At 59.6% G+C, this 17819-nt stretch carries 12 protein-coding genes; 10 read left to right on the top strand and 2 right to left on the bottom strand.

Translation table 11 applies throughout. The annotated features are described in order from the left end of the window. The first annotated feature begins 50 nt into the window (after window positions 1-50). Window positions 51-1127: an Ldh family oxidoreductase gene (locus tag AGR1_RS16530; protein ID WP_170985631.1), complete on the top strand. Its 1077-nt coding sequence runs from the start codon at window positions 51-53 to the stop codon at window positions 1125-1127. Between the two features lie 42 nt (window positions 1128-1169). Here AGR1_RS16530 and AGR1_RS16525 read toward each other — a convergent pair whose 3' ends face one another. Beyond that, on the bottom strand, window positions 1170-3164 hold the full coding sequence (locus AGR1_RS16525) for a GGDEF and EAL domain-containing protein (RefSeq protein WP_149147600.1): 1995 nt from the start codon (window positions 3162-3164) through the stop codon (window positions 1170-1172). Window positions 3165-3480: 316 nt separating this feature from the next. Here AGR1_RS16525 and AGR1_RS16520 point away from each other — a divergent pair, with 316 nt between their 5' ends. The 9 genes from AGR1_RS16520 to AGR1_RS16475 all read left to right on the top strand — a co-directional run bounded on the left by AGR1_RS16520 (window position 3481) and on the right by AGR1_RS16475 (window position 16423). Beyond that, on the top strand, window positions 3481-4527 hold the full coding sequence (locus tag AGR1_RS16520) for a class I SAM-dependent methyltransferase (protein ID WP_170985632.1): 1047 nt from the start codon (window positions 3481-3483) through the stop codon (window positions 4525-4527). Between the two features lie 92 nt (window positions 4528-4619). After that, complete coding sequence (locus AGR1_RS16515) at window positions 4620-5444, top strand: bifunctional allantoicase/(S)-ureidoglycine aminohydrolase (protein WP_149147599.1); 825 nt, start codon at window positions 4620-4622, stop codon at window positions 5442-5444. Between the two features lie 168 nt (window positions 5445-5612). Next, on the top strand, window positions 5613-7118 hold the full coding sequence (locus tag AGR1_RS16510; protein WP_142911846.1) for a sensor domain-containing diguanylate cyclase: 1506 nt from the start codon (window positions 5613-5615) through the stop codon (window positions 7116-7118). A gap of 423 nt (window positions 7119-7541) precedes the next feature. Beyond that, a complete protein-coding gene (locus tag AGR1_RS16500; RefSeq protein WP_149147598.1) occupies window positions 7542-8732 on the top strand; it encodes an efflux RND transporter periplasmic adaptor subunit in 1191 nt (396 codons plus the stop codon). A 12-nt stretch (window positions 8733-8744) separates the two neighbouring features. Continuing rightward, window positions 8745-11879, top strand: coding sequence for an efflux RND transporter permease subunit (locus AGR1_RS16495; protein WP_149147597.1), 3135 nt, complete (start codon window positions 8745-8747; stop codon window positions 11877-11879). 118 nt (window positions 11880-11997) lie between these two features. Beyond that, window positions 11998-12621, top strand: a complete 624-nt coding sequence (locus AGR1_RS16490) for a TetR family transcriptional regulator (RefSeq protein ID WP_149147596.1) — start codon at window positions 11998-12000, stop codon at window positions 12619-12621. A gap of 201 nt (window positions 12622-12822) precedes the next feature. Continuing rightward, window positions 12823-14346: a sugar ABC transporter ATP-binding protein gene (locus tag AGR1_RS16485; RefSeq protein ID WP_137411705.1), complete on the top strand. Its 1524-nt coding sequence runs from the start codon at window positions 12823-12825 to the stop codon at window positions 14344-14346. 50 nt (window positions 14347-14396) lie between these two features. Continuing rightward, window positions 14397-15398: an ABC transporter permease gene (locus AGR1_RS16480; RefSeq protein ID WP_077984250.1), complete on the top strand. Its 1002-nt coding sequence runs from the start codon at window positions 14397-14399 to the stop codon at window positions 15396-15398. 71 nt (window positions 15399-15469) lie between these two features. After that, window positions 15470-16423, top strand: a complete 954-nt coding sequence (locus AGR1_RS16475; RefSeq protein ID WP_077984249.1) for a substrate-binding domain-containing protein — start codon at window positions 15470-15472, stop codon at window positions 16421-16423. A gap of 56 nt (window positions 16424-16479) precedes the next feature. Here the strand turns inward: AGR1_RS16475 and AGR1_RS16470 are convergent, their stop codons facing one another. After that, on the bottom strand, window positions 16480-17373 hold the full coding sequence (locus tag AGR1_RS16470; protein WP_077984248.1) for a LysR family transcriptional regulator: 894 nt from the start codon (window positions 17371-17373) through the stop codon (window positions 16480-16482). Between the last annotated feature and the right edge of the window lie 446 nt (window positions 17374-17819).

Below are 17819 nucleotides of genomic sequence, written 5' to 3'. Positions count from 1 at the left end.
CCCGTGAATAGCTTGTGCGGCATGGATTCTGGAATTGGGAGGATTCCCTTATGGCGCACAGCACTGAAAAAGCCACTGTCCTGGCGAGGCTGGATGAGCTGGAGCGGTTTTGCCGCGCCGTTTTCCTGGCCGCCGGCACCGATGACGAAACGGCCGATGCAGCGACGCGCGCCATGATGCACGGCACAAGGCTCGGTGTGGACAGCCACGGTGTCCGCCTGCTCGCCCATTATATTACCGCGCTCGAAGGTGGACGTCTCAATCGGCGGCCGCAGATCCGCCGCGTTTCGGGCTTCGGTGCGGTGGAGACGATCGACGCCGACCATGCCCATGGCGCCCGCGCGACTTATGCGGCGATGGACAGCGCCATGGCGCTCGCGGAAAAATTCGGCATTGGCGCGGTGGCGATCCGCAACTCATCGCATTTCGGCCCCGCCGGCGCTTATGCGCTGGAAGCGGCGCGACAGGGCTATATCGGCCTCACCTTTTGCAATTCCGACAGTTTCGTGCGCCTGCATGATGGCGCCATGCGTTTCCACGGCACCAACCCCATTGCCATCGGTGTGCCGGCAGCGGACAGCATGCCCTGGCTGCTGGATATGGCGACGAGTGCCGTGCCCTATAACCGCGTTCTGCTTTACCGCAGCCTCGGCCAGCAATTGCCGCAAGGCGTCGCTTCGGATGGCGACGGCGTCGATACGCGCGATCCCAATGCCGCCGAGATGCTTGCCCCTGTTGGCGGTGAGTTCGGGTTCAAGGGCGCGGCGCTTGCGGGAATGGTCGAGATTTTCAGCGCTGTTCTCTCCGGCATGAAGCTCAGTTTCGATCTCGCTCCCATGGGCGGTCCGGATTTTTCAACGCCGCGCGGGCTCGGAGCCTTTGTTCTGGCACTGAAGCCGGAGGCCTTCCTGGAGCGCGACGTGTTCGACGAGGGCATGAAACGTTATCTCGAGGTCCTGCGCGGATCCCCTGTGCGGGAAGACTGCAAGGTCATGGCGCCGGGTGACCGGGAGTGGGCGGTGGCGGCAAGGCGGGAGAGGGAAGGCGCCCCTGTCGATCCCGTCACACGGGCGGCCTTTTCAGAACTTGCGGAAAAATTCTTGCTCAGCCTGCCCGCCTATCATTAAAGCGGCCAGTACATGAGGGCAGTCTGCGCTGACATCGCTGGATCAGGCGGGGCGCAGCAGCATGTTGGGGCGCGGATAGGGCGCCGCCGCCGCGCTCAGCCTCTCGGCCCCGACCGGACGCCCAATATAATAACCCTGCGCGTAGTCGATCTCCATCTGCCGCACGAGCCTCAGCTGTTCCTCGGTCTCCACGCCTTCGATCAGGATCTTGTGGCCGCGATTGCGGATGAGGCGGATCATGTCCTGCAGCATCGCGCGTCCGCGCGGGGCCTTGCTGTCGTGCAGGAAGGAGCGGTCGATCTTGACGGTATCGAAATCCGTCATGCGCAGCCAGGAGAGCCCGGCAAAACCGGTCCCGAAATCATCAAGCCAGATATTGATACCAAGCGTTTTCAGGTCGTTCAGACACCGTAGCACGTCTGAGTGCATTTCCATGTCGACGCCTTCGGTGATTTCGAAGGCGAGCCTGTTGCCGGCAATGCCGGCCTCCACGAGAATGGCGGCCACCGAGGTTGCGAATCCGGGATTCTTCAATTGCATCGGCGAGACGTTGACGCTGACGACGGCCACCTTGTCATCGGCCAGTATTTGTTTGCAAACCGTCTTGATGGTCCACAGGCCAAGTTCCATGATCGTGCCGGTACGTTCGGCAATCGGGATGAAGACGCCAGGCGCGACGGGAGTGCCATCCAGCAGGCGGAGCCGCATCAGCGCCTCTACCCCTGCGGTCTCGTTGGTCGAAACGTTGAGAATAGGCTGATAGACGAGGGAAACGAGATTTTCCGCGACGGCGATTTTCAGCAGGGCGGCAATATTCTCGGTCTCGTCGCTGGTCTGCGGATCGTTCGGATCGAACAGCTTCATGCAGTTGCGGCCATTGCCCTTGGCTATATAGAGCGCGCGGTCGGCTTCATTGATGATCTTTTCCAATTTGCCGTCTGGATTGGGACGGGTGAACGACGCACCGATACTGACGGTGACAATGAAGGTGCCATCGCGGCGCTGGTCATGCGGGAGCGACAGACTTTCAACTGTGTGGCGGATCGTCTCGGCAAGCTCACCCACCTGCTGCCTGGTCTTGAACGGCGCCAGCACGATGAATTCTTCGCCGCCATAGCGGCCGATGGAAGCGCCGTGTTCGGTGATCGCATCCTGCAGGGCGTTGCCCACAGTCACCAGGCATTTGTCCCCTTCCTGATGGCCGTAACGGTCGTTGTATTTCTTGAAGAAGTCGACGTCGATGAGGAAAACGGCAAAGCCTTCTTCCTTCCTGATCCAATTTTCCCACAAAAGGCGCAGATGGTGGTCGATGGCGCGGCGGTTCTGCAGGCCCGTCAGGGAATCGGTATTGGAAAGCCGCAACAGCGCCTGGCCACGCTCGTCCGCCGCCTTTTGCTGGGCCTTCGCCTCCAGTGCGTTGACGAACACATGGTAGCGTTCCCGGTTCAGGTTCCAGTTCACGTAAGAGGTGAAGACGAAGCAGGAAATGTAGAAGGTGCCGAAGGCGATCTTGTAGAAGCCATCTTCGGGAAACTGCATAGCCGCCACAAAATAGGAGACGAGAATAATACCTGAAGACACCAGTGACAGATGGAAGCGGAAGGTGAAAAACAGATTGGCGCCCATCATGAATATTGCCCCGAAAACCATGTAATAGGACATGTTTTCAGTATTGTCGGTCAACAGCGAAGGGAGCAGCCAACCGATATATCCCATGACGAGAGCCGTGGCGCAGGTGAGATCGAGCGCGGCAGTACTTGCACCCTTGCGCAGCTGGATTTCCAGCGTCAGCAGGGATGACAGGACGACGGCGAAGCGTGCAAGAATGGTATACGACGCGACGTCGGGTATGAGAATGATGTCGGTTGCGGCAAATAGCAGATAGATTAAAACAGCGGTCCACAGGCCCCGGCGGATCGAACCACGGCGGCTGCGTTCACCTTCCTGCTGGTAAAGGGCAAGAAGTTCATCAGAAAACCGGGAGTCCGGCCGCCGATAGTCTTGCTGTCCACTCACCTCTCCCAATGTGTGCTTCATGCACTTTCCCATAGTGTTGCGTATACTTTATTAAGTAACTGCTTATTCCACTTTTCCGTGTGCTTCCGCACCCGTTGCGGGTTCCCGTCGATCTCTGCCGATGCGTGCGGAGAACATGGAAAGGAAGAACGCATTATACGTTCGCAACATTAAGTTTCACTAAATCGCGTATCTGCTTTCTCCCGTCCTCACGAGTGTGACCAAAAAAATACGCTAATTTACTAATGTATCCCTACACCGCTCAAAAATCGAAAGCGAGTGGCCATCCGCCTCCCAGAAACGTATAGTTAACAATGTGTTAATACTGGAGGCTGAAGTGGTGCGGGTAAAGAAAAAAAATCTTGATGGGGCAAGTCTGATCACCCCGGATACTGTCGCAAAGGAGATTTTTGCGCGCAGAACGGAAACATTCGATGAGCAGTTCGCAGTTGCGAAAGCAGAGGTGGCGCTCATTCTCGAATTGGCACAACAGCAATTCGACAATCGTGTTTCAGCACGTGAGATAATACATAGAATAGCAGGTGCACTTCATCTCCTGCGTGATAAGCTCCACTCCAGCGTGTGGGCTGAACTGATACCGCTGGTACAGAATCACCCCGTTTCGCACCGTTTTCTGGAAGACCCGTTCACGCGTTGGTCCTTCGAAAAGCCGCGCGGCTATTCGGGCGACGCGCAGTTGCTGGATTTCATTTATGGCCACGACAGCGTTGCGGAACTGGTGAAAAAGGCCACGCCGCTCGGTGCGGCTCTTTACGACTACACGAAGGACGCCAGTTCCTCGGTCGCCGTGCGCGAGCGGCGCGATTTGCTGACGCGGTTCGTTGACGAGGCCGCAGCCCGGCATGGCGATGAGACGGAAATCCTCACCATCGCTTCCGGCCATCTGCGCGAGGCGGATGCCTCCGTGGCGCTGAAAGAGGGCCGGATCAAGCGCTGGGTGGCGCTCGATCAAGATCCCTTGAGCGTCGGTTCCGTCGCCCGTGATTTCAACGGCAGCCGCATTGAGGCGATCGATGGTTCCGTGCGTGATATCGTGCTGCGCACGCAGGAACTCGGCACTTTCGACCTGATCTATGCGGCCGGTCTTTACGATTATCTGAACGACCGCGTGGCGATCAAACTCACGCGGCGCTGCATGGAGATGCTGAAACCCGGCGGCATGTTCCTCTTCGCCAATTTCTCGGAAGACATCGTCGTCGACGGTTACATGGAAACCTTCATGAACTGGGCGCTGCTGTTGCGCTCCAAGGCGGATATGTGGCGAATCGTCAATGCCAGCGCCGATCCTGCGAGCATCGAGGCGGAGGTGTTTTTCGGTGAGAACCACAATATCGTCTACGCGACAATGCGGAAGAAGGTGTGATGTCCTTCGGACCGATCTCTGTTTGCCAATAACTATTTGATTAAACGCCGGCGCGGCCTTAAGAATCCGCGCCGAATGCGTTGCTGAATGGAATGGCTGAAATGAAGAGATATTATTCGGATATGGGTGGTCTGCCGGGACAGACGGAACTTCTGTCGAGCAAGGCGGTGTTCAAGACCGCCTATGCGGTCATTCCCAAAACCGTCATGTCCGATATCGTAACAAGCGTTCTGCCGCACTGGACCGGCACTCGCGCGTGGATCATCGCCCGGCCGATGACGGGTTTTTCCGAAACCTTCGCGCAATATATCGTCGAGGTGCAGCCGGGCGGCGGCAGTGAGCGGCCGGAACCGGACGCGCGGGCTGAAGCCGCGATCTTCGTCGTTGACGGCGAAATGACCGTGGAATTCGAGGGCGTGCAGCACGCGCTGCGGGAGGGTTCATTCGCCTTCCTGCCTGCCGGTTCCCGCTGGCGGCTTCGCAATTCGGGCAAGGCGCCGGTCAAGTTCCATTGGGTCCGCAAGGCGTTTCAGGCGGTCGATGGACTGGAGCTGCCGCCGGCGATCTTTTCGCATGAAGACGCGATCGCCCTGTCGGCCATGCCTGACACGGAAGGCAAATGGGCAACGACCCGTTTCATCGATCCGGAAGATGTGCGCTATGATATGCATCTCAACATCGTTACCTTCGAGCCGGGCGCGACCATTCCCTTCATGGAAACCCATGTGATGGAACATGGTCTTTATGTCCTGGAAGGCAAGGCCGTCTACCGGCTGAACGAGGACTGGGTAGAAGTTGAGGCGGGTGACTTCATGTGGCTGCGCGCCTATTGCCCGCAGGCCTGTTATGCGGGTGGACCGGGCCGGTTCCGTTACCTGCTCTACAAGGATGTGAACCGCCACGTGAAGCTCTGGTAACGGGCATCATAGTCACAAAGCTCAGGAATTATCGCCCAATCTGACGGTTTGCGCGATAAATGCTTGCGTTAAATCGAATATCCCTAATAAATCCGGAGATGCGGGCGGCCATTGCTGCCCCGCACCCTTTCGGCCTTCATCCGCATTTACCTCAAGAAGAATGCCCGCATGAGTGAGACGACCGATACCAGCATCTTCAATCTTGCGCCCGTGGCGATGTGGATAGAAGATTTCAGCGAGGTGAAAAGCCAGTTCGATATCTGGCGGTCTCAGGGCGTGGAGGATATCAGGGCGTTTCTTCTCGAAGATTTATCAAGGGTAGCGGCCTGTTCGCAGAAAATCCGTGTGATTAAGGTCAACCCCAGGACGCTGGAGCTGTTCGAGGCCCGTGATCAGGCGCATCTCGTTGACAATCTGCACCGGATTTTTCGTGACGACATGCTGGAAAGCCATGTGAACGAGCTTTCCGAACTCTGGGCGGGCAAGACGGAGTTCACCAGCAACGCGGTCAATTATTCAATCGGCGGCAAGCGACTGGATATTCAGCTGCGCGGCGCGGTCATTCCCGGCCACGAAGAAACACTCGGGCGGCTGCTTTTGACCACCGAGGATGTGACGGAGCGGGAGGAAGCCCGCCGCAAGGAGCTTCTCAACCGTCGTTATGCCGAAGGTATGTTCAAACACTCACCCGTTTCCCTGTGGGTGGAAGATTTCAGCCGGGTGCGGCGATTGATCGAGGAGGTCAGGGACCGCGGCATCGTCGATTTCCGCGTGTTCATGGATGTGCATCCCGAATTCGTGCGGCAATGCATGAGCGAAATCCGCGTCATCGACGTCAACCGCGCGACGCTTGACCTGTTCTGCGCGCCGGACCGGCAGGTCCTGTTGCAGCGGCTAGGCGATATTTTCCGTGGCGAGATGGAAAAGCCGTTCCGGGAACAGCTGATGGAGCTTTGGAACGGCAATCTCACCCACCATCGCGAGGTGGTGAATTATGCGCTTGACGGCTCGGAGCGGCACGTTCTCCTGCATTTTTCCGTTTTTCCGGGCCATGAGCACGACTGGTCGCTGGTGCAGGTGGCGCTGACGGATATTACCGCGCGCAAGAAGGCGGAAGCCTACCTCGAGTATCTCGGCAAGCACGATGTGCTGACCAAGCTGCACAACCGCGCTTTCTATTCGGACGAGCTGAACCGGCTGGAGCGCAGCGCGCTCAGGCCGGTTTCCGCCATCGTCATCGATCTCAACGGCCTGAAGGATGCCAATGACAAGCTCGGCCACGATGCCGGCGACGCGTTGCTGCGGCGGGTGGGCGAGGTGCTGAACGGTGTGGTGACTGCGCCGAACCATGCCGCGCGCATCGGCGGTGACGAATTCGCCATCCTTCTCCCCGGCGCCGACAAGCAGGTCGCCGCCGCCATGGTGGAAACCGTCTACGAACTGCTGAAGATTAACAACCAGTTCTATTCCAGCGCGCCGCTAAGCCTCTCGCTGGGTGTGGCGACCAGCGAGGCCGGCGAGACGATGGAATCGCTGGTGCGCCGGGCCGACATGAATATGTACGAGCAGAAGAACGCCTATTATGCGGCATTGCGCAACAGAGCCGCCGACAATAACGACACGACGAAGGGCGGCCCGCAGCCGGAGCCGAACTCGCTGAAACGTCTGTCCTAAGGAAAGGCGAGGGGAGTTCTTGTCTTCCGCGACGGTTTGCATGGTCTCGACGACATCCCTGCGCTTGTCTTACTGCTGTCCGGTTTAAATTTCCGGACAGGCTGCAGTCTCTTGAAGTCGGTGATGAAGGGTGAGCATTCCCTCAACGTCATCCTCGGCCTTGTGCCGAGGATCTAACCACGTCGAATAAAATCGATACGGTGGCAGATCCTCGGGACAGGCCCGAGGATGACGTCGGCGCAATTGGCCCGACTCTCCCTCGCATTTCACGGTTCCGCTCTTCCTTGGTGTTCTTTCAGGGTCGCACACATCTTCACAAGCGCGTGAGAGCACTTTTGCACTGCAGCAATTCTATTGCCGAAATTTTACATACGTATTAGTATGTATGTAAATGTGACCTATTTTATGGATTCGGAGCGCAGTATGGCGAAGAGATTTGGGCAGATCGTAGCGGTGTTGTTGACAGGCATCGTCCTGGTCGGGTGTAGCGACGAGCAGGCGTCCGCGCCCGCCGCCCCGCCGCCCGGTGCGGTCAAGGTCGTGACCGTGAAGCCGGAGGAACTGCCCATCACCAACGAATTGCCGGGACGCATCGCGCCGACGCGGCTTGCCGAAGTACGTCCGCGCGTTTCCGGCATCATCGTCGAGCGGGTGTTCGAGCAGGGCTCGCTGGTGAAGGAAGGCGACGTGCTCTACCGGATCGATCCCGCACCCTTCCAGGTGCGCGTCGATAGCGCCGAGGGTACGCTGCGCCGGGCGCAGGCCGCGCAACTGCAGGCGCGGCAGACCGCCGACCGTCAGCAGCAGCTGCGCCGCTCCAATGTCGGCTCTCAGCAGGAATTCGACAATGCCGTCGCTTTGCTGGCGCAAGCCGATGCCGAAGTGGCGGTGGCGGAGGCCGGCGTTGCGGAAGCAAGGCTCAATCTGCAATATGCCGATGTGAAGGCGCCGATCGGCGGCGTCATCGGCCGGGCGCGCATCACCGAAGGCGCGCTGGTCAGCGCGACCGGTTCTGAAAGCCTGGCGACGATCCAGCAGCTCGATCCGATCTATGCCGATTTTACCCAGCCGGCCGCCGATCTCATTCGCCTGCGCAAGGCGCTGCAAGACGGCCAGCTGATGACCGGCAAGAACGAGGCCGAAGTCAACCTGCTGTTTGATGATGGCAGCCGTTATCCGGTGTCCGGCCGCCTGCTGTTCTCCGAGGCAGCGGTGGATGAAACCACCGGCCAGGTGACGTTGCGCGGCGAATTCCCCAACCCGAATGGCGATCTTTTGCCGGGCATGTATGTTCGCGTCCAGATCCAGCAGGGTATCCAGAAGGCGGCCTTTGCCGTGCCGCAGCAGGCGGTCCAGCGCGACGCGGGCGGGCAGGCAAGCGTTCTTGTCGTGAATGCCGAAGACACGGTCGAACAGCGGCGCGTGAGCGTGGGACGCTCCATCGGTGATCGCTGGGTGATTTCGGAGGGGCTGAAGGATGGCGATCGCGTCGTTGCCGAAGGTTTCCAGAAAACCGCGCCGGGCGCGAAGGTGAAGCCGGAACCGTGGTCGCCGGAGCCTGATGTCACTGCCGCCGCCGGCAGCGAGAGCGCTGTCCCGGCCGCAAATCAATAAGGACCGATTTCCATGGCACGTTTTTTCATCGATCGGCCCATTTTTGCCTGGGTCGTCGCCATCTTCATCATGCTGGCGGGCCTGCTCGCCATTCCCATGCTGCCGATTGCGCAATATCCGAATGTGGCCCCGCCACAGATTTCGATCGGCACCAACTATCCGGGCGCCTCGCCGGAAGACATCTATCAGAGTGTTACCCGGCCCATCGAGGAAGAGCTGAACGGCGTTCCCGGTCTCATCTACTTTGAGTCGACGTCGGAATCCTCCGGCCGTATTTCGATCAACGTGACCTTCGAGCCCGGCACCAATATCGGTGAAGCCCAGGTCGAAGTCCAAAACCGCATTGCACGCGTCGAACCCCGTCTGCCGCGCTCTGTGACGCAACAGGGACTGCGTGTGGAACAGGCCGGCACATCGTTTCTGATGATGGTGGCGCTGACCTCCGTCGACGGCAACACCGATGCCATCGGTCTTGGCGATTATCTCAGCCGCAACGTGCTGGGTGAATTGCGCCGTGTGCCGGGTGTCGGCAGCGCGCAGCTGTTCGCCACCCAGCGCTCCATGCGCATCTGGATGGATCCCGACAAGATGTTGGGCCTCAGCCTGACCTCGGACGATGTCATCAACGCCATTCAGGCGCAGAACTCGCAGGTGGCCGCTGGCCGTATCGGCGCATCGCCGAACCCCGTCGGCCAGCAGATTTCGGCCACCGTCAACGTTCAGGGTCAGTTGACCTCTCCGGAGGAATTCGGTTCCATCGTGTTGCGCGCCAATCCCGATGGCTCATCGGTGCGGCTGCGTGATGTCGCACGTGTCGAAGTGGGGGGCGAGAGCTACAATTTCTCGAGCCGTCTCAACGGCAAGCCCAGTGCGGCCATCGGCGTCCAGCTGTCGCCGACGGCAAATGCCATGCAGACCTCCGAAGGCGTGCGCGCGACGATGGAGGAGTTGTCACGTTATTTCCCGCAGGGCATCGAGTATGAGATACCCTATGATACCAGTCCCTTCGTCAAGATCTCGATCGAGAAGGTCATTCACACGCTGATAGAGGCAATGATCCTCGTCTTTGTGGTGATGTTCGTCTTCCTGCAGAACATCCGCTACACGATCATTCCGACACTGGTGGTGCCCGTGGCGCTGCTCGGCACCTGCGCCGTCATGTATGTCTCGGGGTTCTCGATCAACGTGCTCACCATGTTCGCCATGGTTCTCGCCATCGGCATTCTGGTGGACGACGCTATTGTTGTCGTGGAAAATGTTGAGCGCATCATGGCGGAGGAGCATCTGCCGCCGAAGGAGGCGACCCGCAAGGCCATGGGCCAGATTTCGGGCGCCATCATCGGCATCACGCTGGTGCTGACCGCGGTGTTCGTACCGATGGCCTTTTTCCCCGGAGCCGTTGGCATCATCTACCAGCAGTTCAGTCTGACGATGGTGGTTTCCATCCTGTTTTCGGGCTTCCTGGCACTGTCTCTCACGCCCGCGCTCTGCGCTTCGTTCCTGAAGCCGATCAAGGCAGGGCATCACGAGAAAAAAGGATTTTTTGGCTGGTTCAACCGCAATTTCGATAAGGCGTCGCACAAATACTCCTCGTCGGTGGGGGGCATCATCAAGCGCTCCGGCCGTTTCATGATCATCTATGCGGCGCTGCTTGCCGGTCTCGGCTGGGCCTATATGCAGCTGCCAAGCTCGTTCCTGCCCAACGAGGATCAGGGCTATCTGATCGTCGATATTCAGGCGCCGGCGGAAGCCAGCACCGAGCGCACGCTGCAATCCATCCAGCAGATCGAGAAAATCTTCATGGAAGAGCCGGCGGTGGAGCGCGTCATTGCGATCTCGGGATTCTCCTTCTCCGGCTCCGGCCAGAATGCGGGTCTCGCTTTCGCGACGCTGAAGGACTGGAGCGAACGCGGGCCGGAGGATTCGGCTGCCGCTATCTCCGCCCGGATCAACGGCAAGCTGTGGGGACTTCCAGACGCGATGTCCTTTGCCTTGTCGCCGCCGCCCATTCAGGGTCTGGGCAACTCGAGCGGTTTCACCTTCCGTCTTCAGGACAGGTCCGGCGCCGGTCAAACCGCACTCAGCGCGGCGGGCGCCCAGCTCATGGCCGCCGCCCGCCAGAGCCCCATCCTCGCCGGCCTTCGCATCGAAGGCATGCCGGATGCGGCGCAGGTCAATCTCGTCATCGACCGTGAAAAGGCCAATACCTTCGGTGTGACCTTCAGCGACATCAACGCCACCATCTCGGCCAATATGGGGTCGTCCTATGTCAACGACTTCCCCAATGCCGGCCGCATGCAGCGCGTGACGGTGCAGGCGGAGCTGGGCCAGCGCATGAAGACCGAGGATCTTTTGAACCTCAACGTGCGCAATGCCAATGGCGGCATGGTGCCGGTCAGCTCATTCGCTTCGGTGGAATGGGTGCGCGGTCCCTCGCAGGTGGTCGGTTATAACGGCTATCCGGCGATCCGTATCAGCGGCCAGTCCGCACCGGGTTACTCCTCCGGCGATGCGATTGCCGAAATGGAGCGTCTGGCGCGCGAACTGCCGGGTGGTTTCGGCTTCGAATGGACCGGCCAGTCGCTGCAGGAAATCCAGTCTGGCTCACAGGCGCCGGCCCTGATCGGCCTCAGCGTGCTGTTCGTCTTCCTGCTGCTGGCCGCGCTTTACGAAAGCTGGTCCATACCGCTCTCCGTCATGCTGGTGGTGCCGCTCGGCGTCATCGGCTCGGTGGCGGCTGTCATGCTACGCGGCATGCCGAACGACGTCTACTTTCTGGTGGGTCTTGTCGCCATCATTGGTCTCTCGGCCAAGAACGCGATCCTGATCATCGAATTCGCCAAGGATTTGCGGGCGGAAGGAAAATCCACCTATGATGCGACGGTGGAGGCGGCGCATCTGCGTTTCCGGCCGATCCTGATGACGTCGCTTGCCTTCTCGCTCGGAGTGCTGCCGATGGCGATTGCATCGGGCGCCAGCGCGGCGAGCCAGAACGCCATCGGTACCGGGGTTCTCGGCGGCATGATCTCGGCGACGATCCTCGCGATCTTCTTCGTTCCCGTGTTCTTCGTCTTTGTCATGAAGTTTTTCGGGGATCGGAAGAAGGAGGACAAGATTGCTGCTGACGCTGTGTCGCCGGCGGAATAAAACGGGTGTGACAGCTGGGCGAAAAGTCACATGAATCCGTTCATTTGGCTGACAGCCCGGCACTGCAAACAAGGTACGGTGCGAAAGCGCCGTGCCGCGACTGGAAGGAGGCATCAGCATGCGCCGAACCAAGGCCGAGGCAGAAGAGACGCGTCAGGCGATCCTTGCCGCCGCCGAGCGGGTGTTCTTCAAAAAGGGCGTGGCCAACAGCTCGCTGGATGAGGTGGCGGCTGCGGCCGGCGTCACGCGTGGTGCCATATACTGGCATTTTTCCAGCAAGACCGATCTCTTTATCGGCCTCTATCAATCTGTGTCCCTGCCGGAATCGGATTTGCTCGATTTCGGCGACCCCGACGTCAAGGGGCTGGCTCTGCTCGCCAAGATCGAGGAAGCCGCCTGCAAATGGCTGACGCTTCTTTCAAAAGATGAACAGCGCCAGCGCATCATGACCATCAGCCTGCGCACCAATTACTCCGATGAGTTCGCTCCGGTGCTGCACGCGCAGGAAGAACTGGATCGGTATCACAAGGATCGGCTCGAGGCCGCTTTCGCACGGGCGCAGGCGGAAGGCGCATTCAACGACAACTGGACGGCGGACTCTGCGCTCGATGCGCTATACTGGCTGCTGAAAGGCATGTGCTCCGACTGGCTGCTGTTCGGCAAGCGTTTCGATCTGGCCAGGGAGGGTGCCGAAGCCGTGCACCGCCTGATGAAGGGTTTCCAGCGCTCCTCCGCATCATGACGGGACTTCCGGGACCTTCCGGTTTGCGGTTCATACGGTCAAATTTGAGTGTATTCTAAAAGACCAGCGAAAATTGCTTTACGTACCTCAAAACGAACGCTAGCTTCTTCTTCGGGCTTTGGGAGGAGTTCGCACATGGTCATTTCAAATAAAATTAAGGGACAAGCGCCGTCCGTTCTTACGGGACACCGGTGAGGGCGCATGGCTTTTGCTGACGAATCTCCAGACCCGGCCTTGATCCGGACGGTTGGGCTATCGAAGTCTTTCGGTCCGGTACAGGTTCTGAAGGACATCGAGATTGCGGTGCAGGCCGGCGAGGTCCACGCGATCATCGGTGAGAACGGCGCCGGCAAGTCGACGCTGATGAAGCTTCTTGCCGGCAATGAGAAGCCGTCGGGCGGGGAAATCCGCATCGATGGCGAGGCTGTTGCGCTCACCGGACCGGTGGACGCCGAACATCGCGGCATCGTCCTCGTGCATCAGGAAATATTGCTGGCCCCGGATTTGACGGTGGCGCAGAACATCTATCTCGGCCGTGAATTATGCAAAGGTCCGACGGTGGATGATCGCGCGATGCGCGCCGGCGCCCGCAAGGCGATCGCCGATCTTGGCGGTACGATCGATCCGGACGCCATTGTCGGCAGCCTGTCGATTGCCCAGCGGCAGCTCGTGCAGATCGCCCGTGTGCTGCTGGTGCCGCACCGGGTGGTCATTTTCGATGAGCCGACGGCGAGCCTTACCCCCATCGAAACGGATGCGCTGCTGAATGTCATCAGGGACATCCGGGCGAAGGGCGTGGCCGTGCTTTATATTTCGCATCGTCTGCCAGAGGTGAAGGAGATCGCCGACCGGGTGACGGTTCTGCGAGACGGCAGACTGGTCGCCTCCCATCCGGCATCGACGCTGGAGCCTGCGGATATGGCGCGTCTGATGGTGGGGCGCGACGTTGCCAAGCTTTATCCGGACCGTGTCGCCGGCGGAGAGCACGAGCCGGTTCTGCAGGTGGAGCATTTTACCGTTCCGGCCTATGCTCAGGATGCCGGTTTCAGCCTGGGCAGGGGCGAAATCCTCGGTTTTGCCGGTCTGGTCGGCGCGGGCAGAACGGAGCTCATGGAGGGAATACTCGGCCTGCGCGCCGGTCGGGGAACGGTGCGTCATCACGGCAGGCCGGTGCATTTCGCAACGGCGGAAGACAGCCTGAAGGCCGGAATCGTTTACCTGAGCGAGGACCGCAAGGGCAAGGGCCTGCTGCTCGCCAAGGATTTGCGTGTCAATCTCACGCTTGCCGCGCTCAAGAAATTCAGCCGGCTGTTTCAGATCGATACCCGCCGGGAAACGGCGGCGCTCGATGATGCGGTCCGGGATTTCGACATCCGCACCGGCCGCAAGGATTTGCTGGCGGGCCAGCTTTCCGGCGGCAACCAACAGAAGCTTCTGCTGGCCAAGATGATGCTGCTCGATCCATCTATCGTCATCATCGACGAACCGACGCGCGGCATCGATATTGGCACCAAGGAGCAAATTTACCGCTTCATCGCCAGGCTTGCGGATGAGGGGCGTTCGATCATCGTGGTTTCTTCGGAAATGCCGGAGCTGATCGGCATTTGCGACCGCATTCTGGTGATGCGGTCGGGCCGGATCGTCGGTGAGGTGACGGGTGAGCGCATGACCGAGAACGACATCGTGACACTGGCGACGGGTGTTCATACGCAGGAACCCGCCTGAGCGCCCGTGTCCCGGGAAACATGGCCTGACAAAAGAGACTGAGGGGAAATATGACTGAGGCCGCATTTGACAACGGCAAAACGCCGAAGACCTCGAAGGACTGGGACCTGCGCGCCGTCGCGCCGTTCGTGGCGTTGGCCCTGCTGCTGGTTCTCGGCGCCATCGCCAATCCCAATTTCATCGGCATCGACAATTTGTTGAACGTCACTACGCGCAGCGCCTTCATCGCCATCATCGCGCTCGGCGCAACTTACGTCATCACATCGGGCGGGCTTGATCTTTCCGTCGGCGCCATGGTCGCATTCGTCGCCAGCCTGATGATCCTGTTCATGAATAGCGGCGTCATCGCAAGTCCGCTTTTAATGCTGCTCACCGCCATGGCGCTGGCGCTCGCCATAGGTGCTGCCTGTGGGCTGACGAACGGTCTCATCACCACCATCGGCCGTATCGAGCCCTTTATCGCCACTCTCGGCACCATGGGCATCTATCGCGGCTTGACCACATGGTTGTCGCAGGGCGGGGCGATCACGCTGCGCAATCCAGAAATCCAGACGCTTTATCGTCCGGTCTATTTCGGCAATGTCTTCGGCGTGCCGGTGCCGGTCATCGTCATCTTCGTCACCGCTGCAATCGCCGCCTTCGTGCTCTATCGCACCCGTTACGGCCGGCATTTGACGGCCGTCGGCTCCAGCGAGGATGTAGCGCGTTATTCCGGTATTTCGGTCACCCGGGTGCGCACCATCGCCTATGTGGTGCAGGGGCTGTGTGTCGCCGTTGCGGTGCTGCTTTACGTGCCGCGCCTCGCTTCCACTTCGGCCACCACAGGCATGTTGTGGGAGTTGCAGGCCATCACCGCCGTCGTCGTCGGCGGCACGGCGCTGAGAGGCGGGGTAGGGCGCATCTGGGGGACGATCTGCGGAGCCTTCATTCTGGAGATCGTCGGCAACATCATGATCCTGTCGAACTTCGTCAGCGAATATCTGATCGGCGCCATTCAGGGGGCCATCATCATCATCGCCATGCTGGTGCAGCGCTCGCTCAGCCGCAGGTGACGTATCACGCCGCGCCAGTGGGGCAGGCGCGGTCGAAGGAGGAACGCCCCGGTCTTGGGAGGAAAGAGACTATGCGTAGAAAATTCATCGGCGTGGCCTTTGCCGCGCTGGCTGCGGTGCTGGCGGGTCCGGCTCACGCGCAGGACAAGAAGGTCACCATCGGCGTTTCCATTCCAGCGGCCGATCATGGCTGGACGGCGGGCGTCGTCTATCATGCCGAGCGTGTGGCGAAGCTGCTGATGCAGGAGCATCCGGGCCTCAACGTCATCGTCAAGACGTCGCCGGACGCCGCCAATCAGGCAAATGCGCTGCAGGATCTTGCCGTGCAGGGGCTCGATGCGCTTGTCGTGCTGCCATCCGATCCCGATCCGCTGGTCAACGCCATCAAGGAGATCAAGGACAAGGGCACCTTCGTCGCGCTGGTCGACCGCGCGCCGAGCGTCAACGACAATTCGATCCGCGATCTCTATGTTGCCGGCAACAACCCCGCGCTTGGCCAGGTGGCCGGCGAATACATCAAGAAGACGACGCCGGATGCCGAAGTCGTGGTCATTCGCGGTCTGCCGATCCCGATCGACCAGCAGCGTCAGGATGGTTTCGACAAGGGCATCGCAGGGTCGAACGTCAAGGTTCTCGACCGCCAGTACGGCAACTGGAACCGCGACGACGCCTTCCGTGTGATGCAGGACTATCTGACCAAATACAAGAAGATCGACGTGGTCTGGTGTCAGGATGACGACATGGCTATCGGCGTGCTGGAAGCCATCCAGCAGGCGAAACGCACCGATATCCAGTATATCGTTGCGGGCGCCGGCTCCAAGGACATGATCAAGAAGGTGATGGACGGCGACAAGCTGGTGCCTGTCGACGTACTCTATCCGCCGGCAATGGTGGCGACAGCCATGCAACTGACCGCTGGGCACTTCTACGATCAGGTGCCGGTCGCGGGTGAATATATCCTCGATGCGACGCTGATCACCAAGGACAATGCCGAGCAGTTCTACTTCCCGGATTCGCCATTCTGATCTGATTTTCCGCTAGTACCGACGCCCGCCGCAAGGCGGGCGTTTCATTTTGCGGACTACCCGTTCTTCCTGAACCAGGCCGAGAGATAGTCCACGAAGCTGCGCACCTTGGCGGGCAGGTAGCGGCGATGCGGATAGACCGCATAGATACCCCTGTCCTTGGAAATATAATCGTCGAACAGCGTCACCAGTTCGCCGGACTGGATATAGGGTCTGGCGATGAAATCCGGCACGAGCGCGATGCCGAGCCCGGCACGGGCGGCGCGCAGCGTCGCCTGCGGGCTGTTGACCTCGATTGGTCCGCTGATGGTGACGGAGTTCGAACCGCCATCCGGCTCCAGATACCGCACCGTATTGTGAAACCGTGTATTGGTGTCGATGATGAAGGGGACGCGGGAGAAATCCTGCGGGCCGTGGAGTGGCCCGTGTTTCGCTACGAAATCTGCCGTCGCCACCGCATAGACCCGGAAATCGGAAAGCTTGCGGGCTATGAGGCCCGAGTCCTCCAGTCGGGTTATCCGAACCGCGAGATCGAAACCCTCCTCGATCAGATCGACGAATCGGTCTTCCGCGACGATTTCGAGCGAGAGTTCTGGATTTTCCTTGGCGAAGTCGATCAGGCTCTGGCCGACATCGGCGTCGATGAAGGTGCGGGGAACGGAAATCCTGAGCTTACCCTTCAGATCGGCATTCTTCTCGCGCACCAGATCGGCAAGGTTATCGATCTCCTTCAAAATGTCGGAAGCCGTGCGGTAATAGGTGTGCCCGGCCTCCGTCAGCGAGAACTGCCGGGTGGTGCGATTGAGGAGCAGCGCGCCGAGATCGTCCTCCAGTTCCCGAACATATTTGGACAGGAGCGCCTTGGATCGCCCTGTCTTGCGCGCCGCGGCGGAAAAACCCTCCGCTTCGACGACATCGATAAAGGCGCGGATGCGGGTGAGCGTGTCCATGAAAATCCTCCGGTTCGTTCCATATAATTGAACGGCGAGGACGGACTGTTCAACCCTTAATTCATTGCCGAAAAAATCCGCTCTTTGGTGAAAAAATCCTCTTGATTATGACTGCGAATATTCTTATCTCCCGTGCTGCCCAAAGTCGCACGTGCCCATGTGTGTCCGCCGAGTCCTCGATGTGGTGAGGATTTAGGTAAGGTACCTGGAACTAACCCCTCCAGTCGCTATTCCGGCCAACCGGGAAATGCGAGGACATACGAAGCAACGACGGTGCGGGCCTTTCTGGTTCTCTGCCGGCTTTCCATCAGCCGGGGTACTAAAGAGGCACACCATCATTGCCTGAAGTGCGGTCGGGTCATTCCCTCCAATCAATGGCAGACAAAGCCGAATGATGCTCTGGCAGGGCGTCGTTCACATTCGCGCCTTGAGCGTATGCTATCGAT

It is taken from the genome of Agrobacterium sp. B1(2019) (assembly GCF_008274755.1).
Taxonomy (GTDB): Bacteria; Pseudomonadota; Alphaproteobacteria; order Rhizobiales; family Rhizobiaceae; genus Agrobacterium; species Agrobacterium salinitolerans.
The sequence above is the reverse complement of the archived record's forward strand: the minus strand, read 5'-3'. Positions and strand labels throughout refer to the sequence as shown.

What these genes read in the sequence shown, in the direction of transcription:
- AGR1_RS16480 (WP_077984250.1), top strand. Translation starts at nt 14,397, where the DNA reads ATGACTGAGGCCGCATTTGACAACGGCAAAACGCCGAAGACCTCGAAG.
- AGR1_RS16500 (WP_149147598.1), top strand. Translation starts at nt 7,542, where the DNA reads ATGGCGAAGAGATTTGGGCAGATCGTAGCGGTGTTGTTGACAGGCATC.
- AGR1_RS16470 (WP_077984248.1), bottom strand. Translation starts at nt 17,373, where the DNA reads ATGGACACGCTCACCCGCATCCGCGCCTTTATCGATGTCGTCGAAGCG.
- AGR1_RS16490 (WP_149147596.1), top strand. Translation starts at nt 11,998, where the DNA reads ATGCGCCGAACCAAGGCCGAGGCAGAAGAGACGCGTCAGGCGATCCTT.
- AGR1_RS16495 (WP_149147597.1), top strand. Translation starts at nt 8,745, where the DNA reads ATGGCACGTTTTTTCATCGATCGGCCCATTTTTGCCTGGGTCGTCGCC.
- AGR1_RS16510 (WP_142911846.1), top strand. Translation starts at nt 5,613, where the DNA reads ATGAGTGAGACGACCGATACCAGCATCTTCAATCTTGCGCCCGTGGCG.
- AGR1_RS16530 (WP_170985631.1), top strand. Translation starts at nt 51, where the DNA reads ATGGCGCACAGCACTGAAAAAGCCACTGTCCTGGCGAGGCTGGATGAG.
- AGR1_RS16515 (WP_149147599.1), top strand. Translation starts at nt 4,620, where the DNA reads ATGGCTGAAATGAAGAGATATTATTCGGATATGGGTGGTCTGCCGGGA.
- AGR1_RS16525 (WP_149147600.1), bottom strand. Translation starts at nt 3,164, where the DNA reads ATGAAGCACACATTGGGAGAGGTGAGTGGACAGCAAGACTATCGGCGG.
- AGR1_RS16475 (WP_077984249.1), top strand. Translation starts at nt 15,470, where the DNA reads ATGCGTAGAAAATTCATCGGCGTGGCCTTTGCCGCGCTGGCTGCGGTG.
- AGR1_RS16485 (WP_137411705.1), top strand. Translation starts at nt 12,823, where the DNA reads ATGGCTTTTGCTGACGAATCTCCAGACCCGGCCTTGATCCGGACGGTT.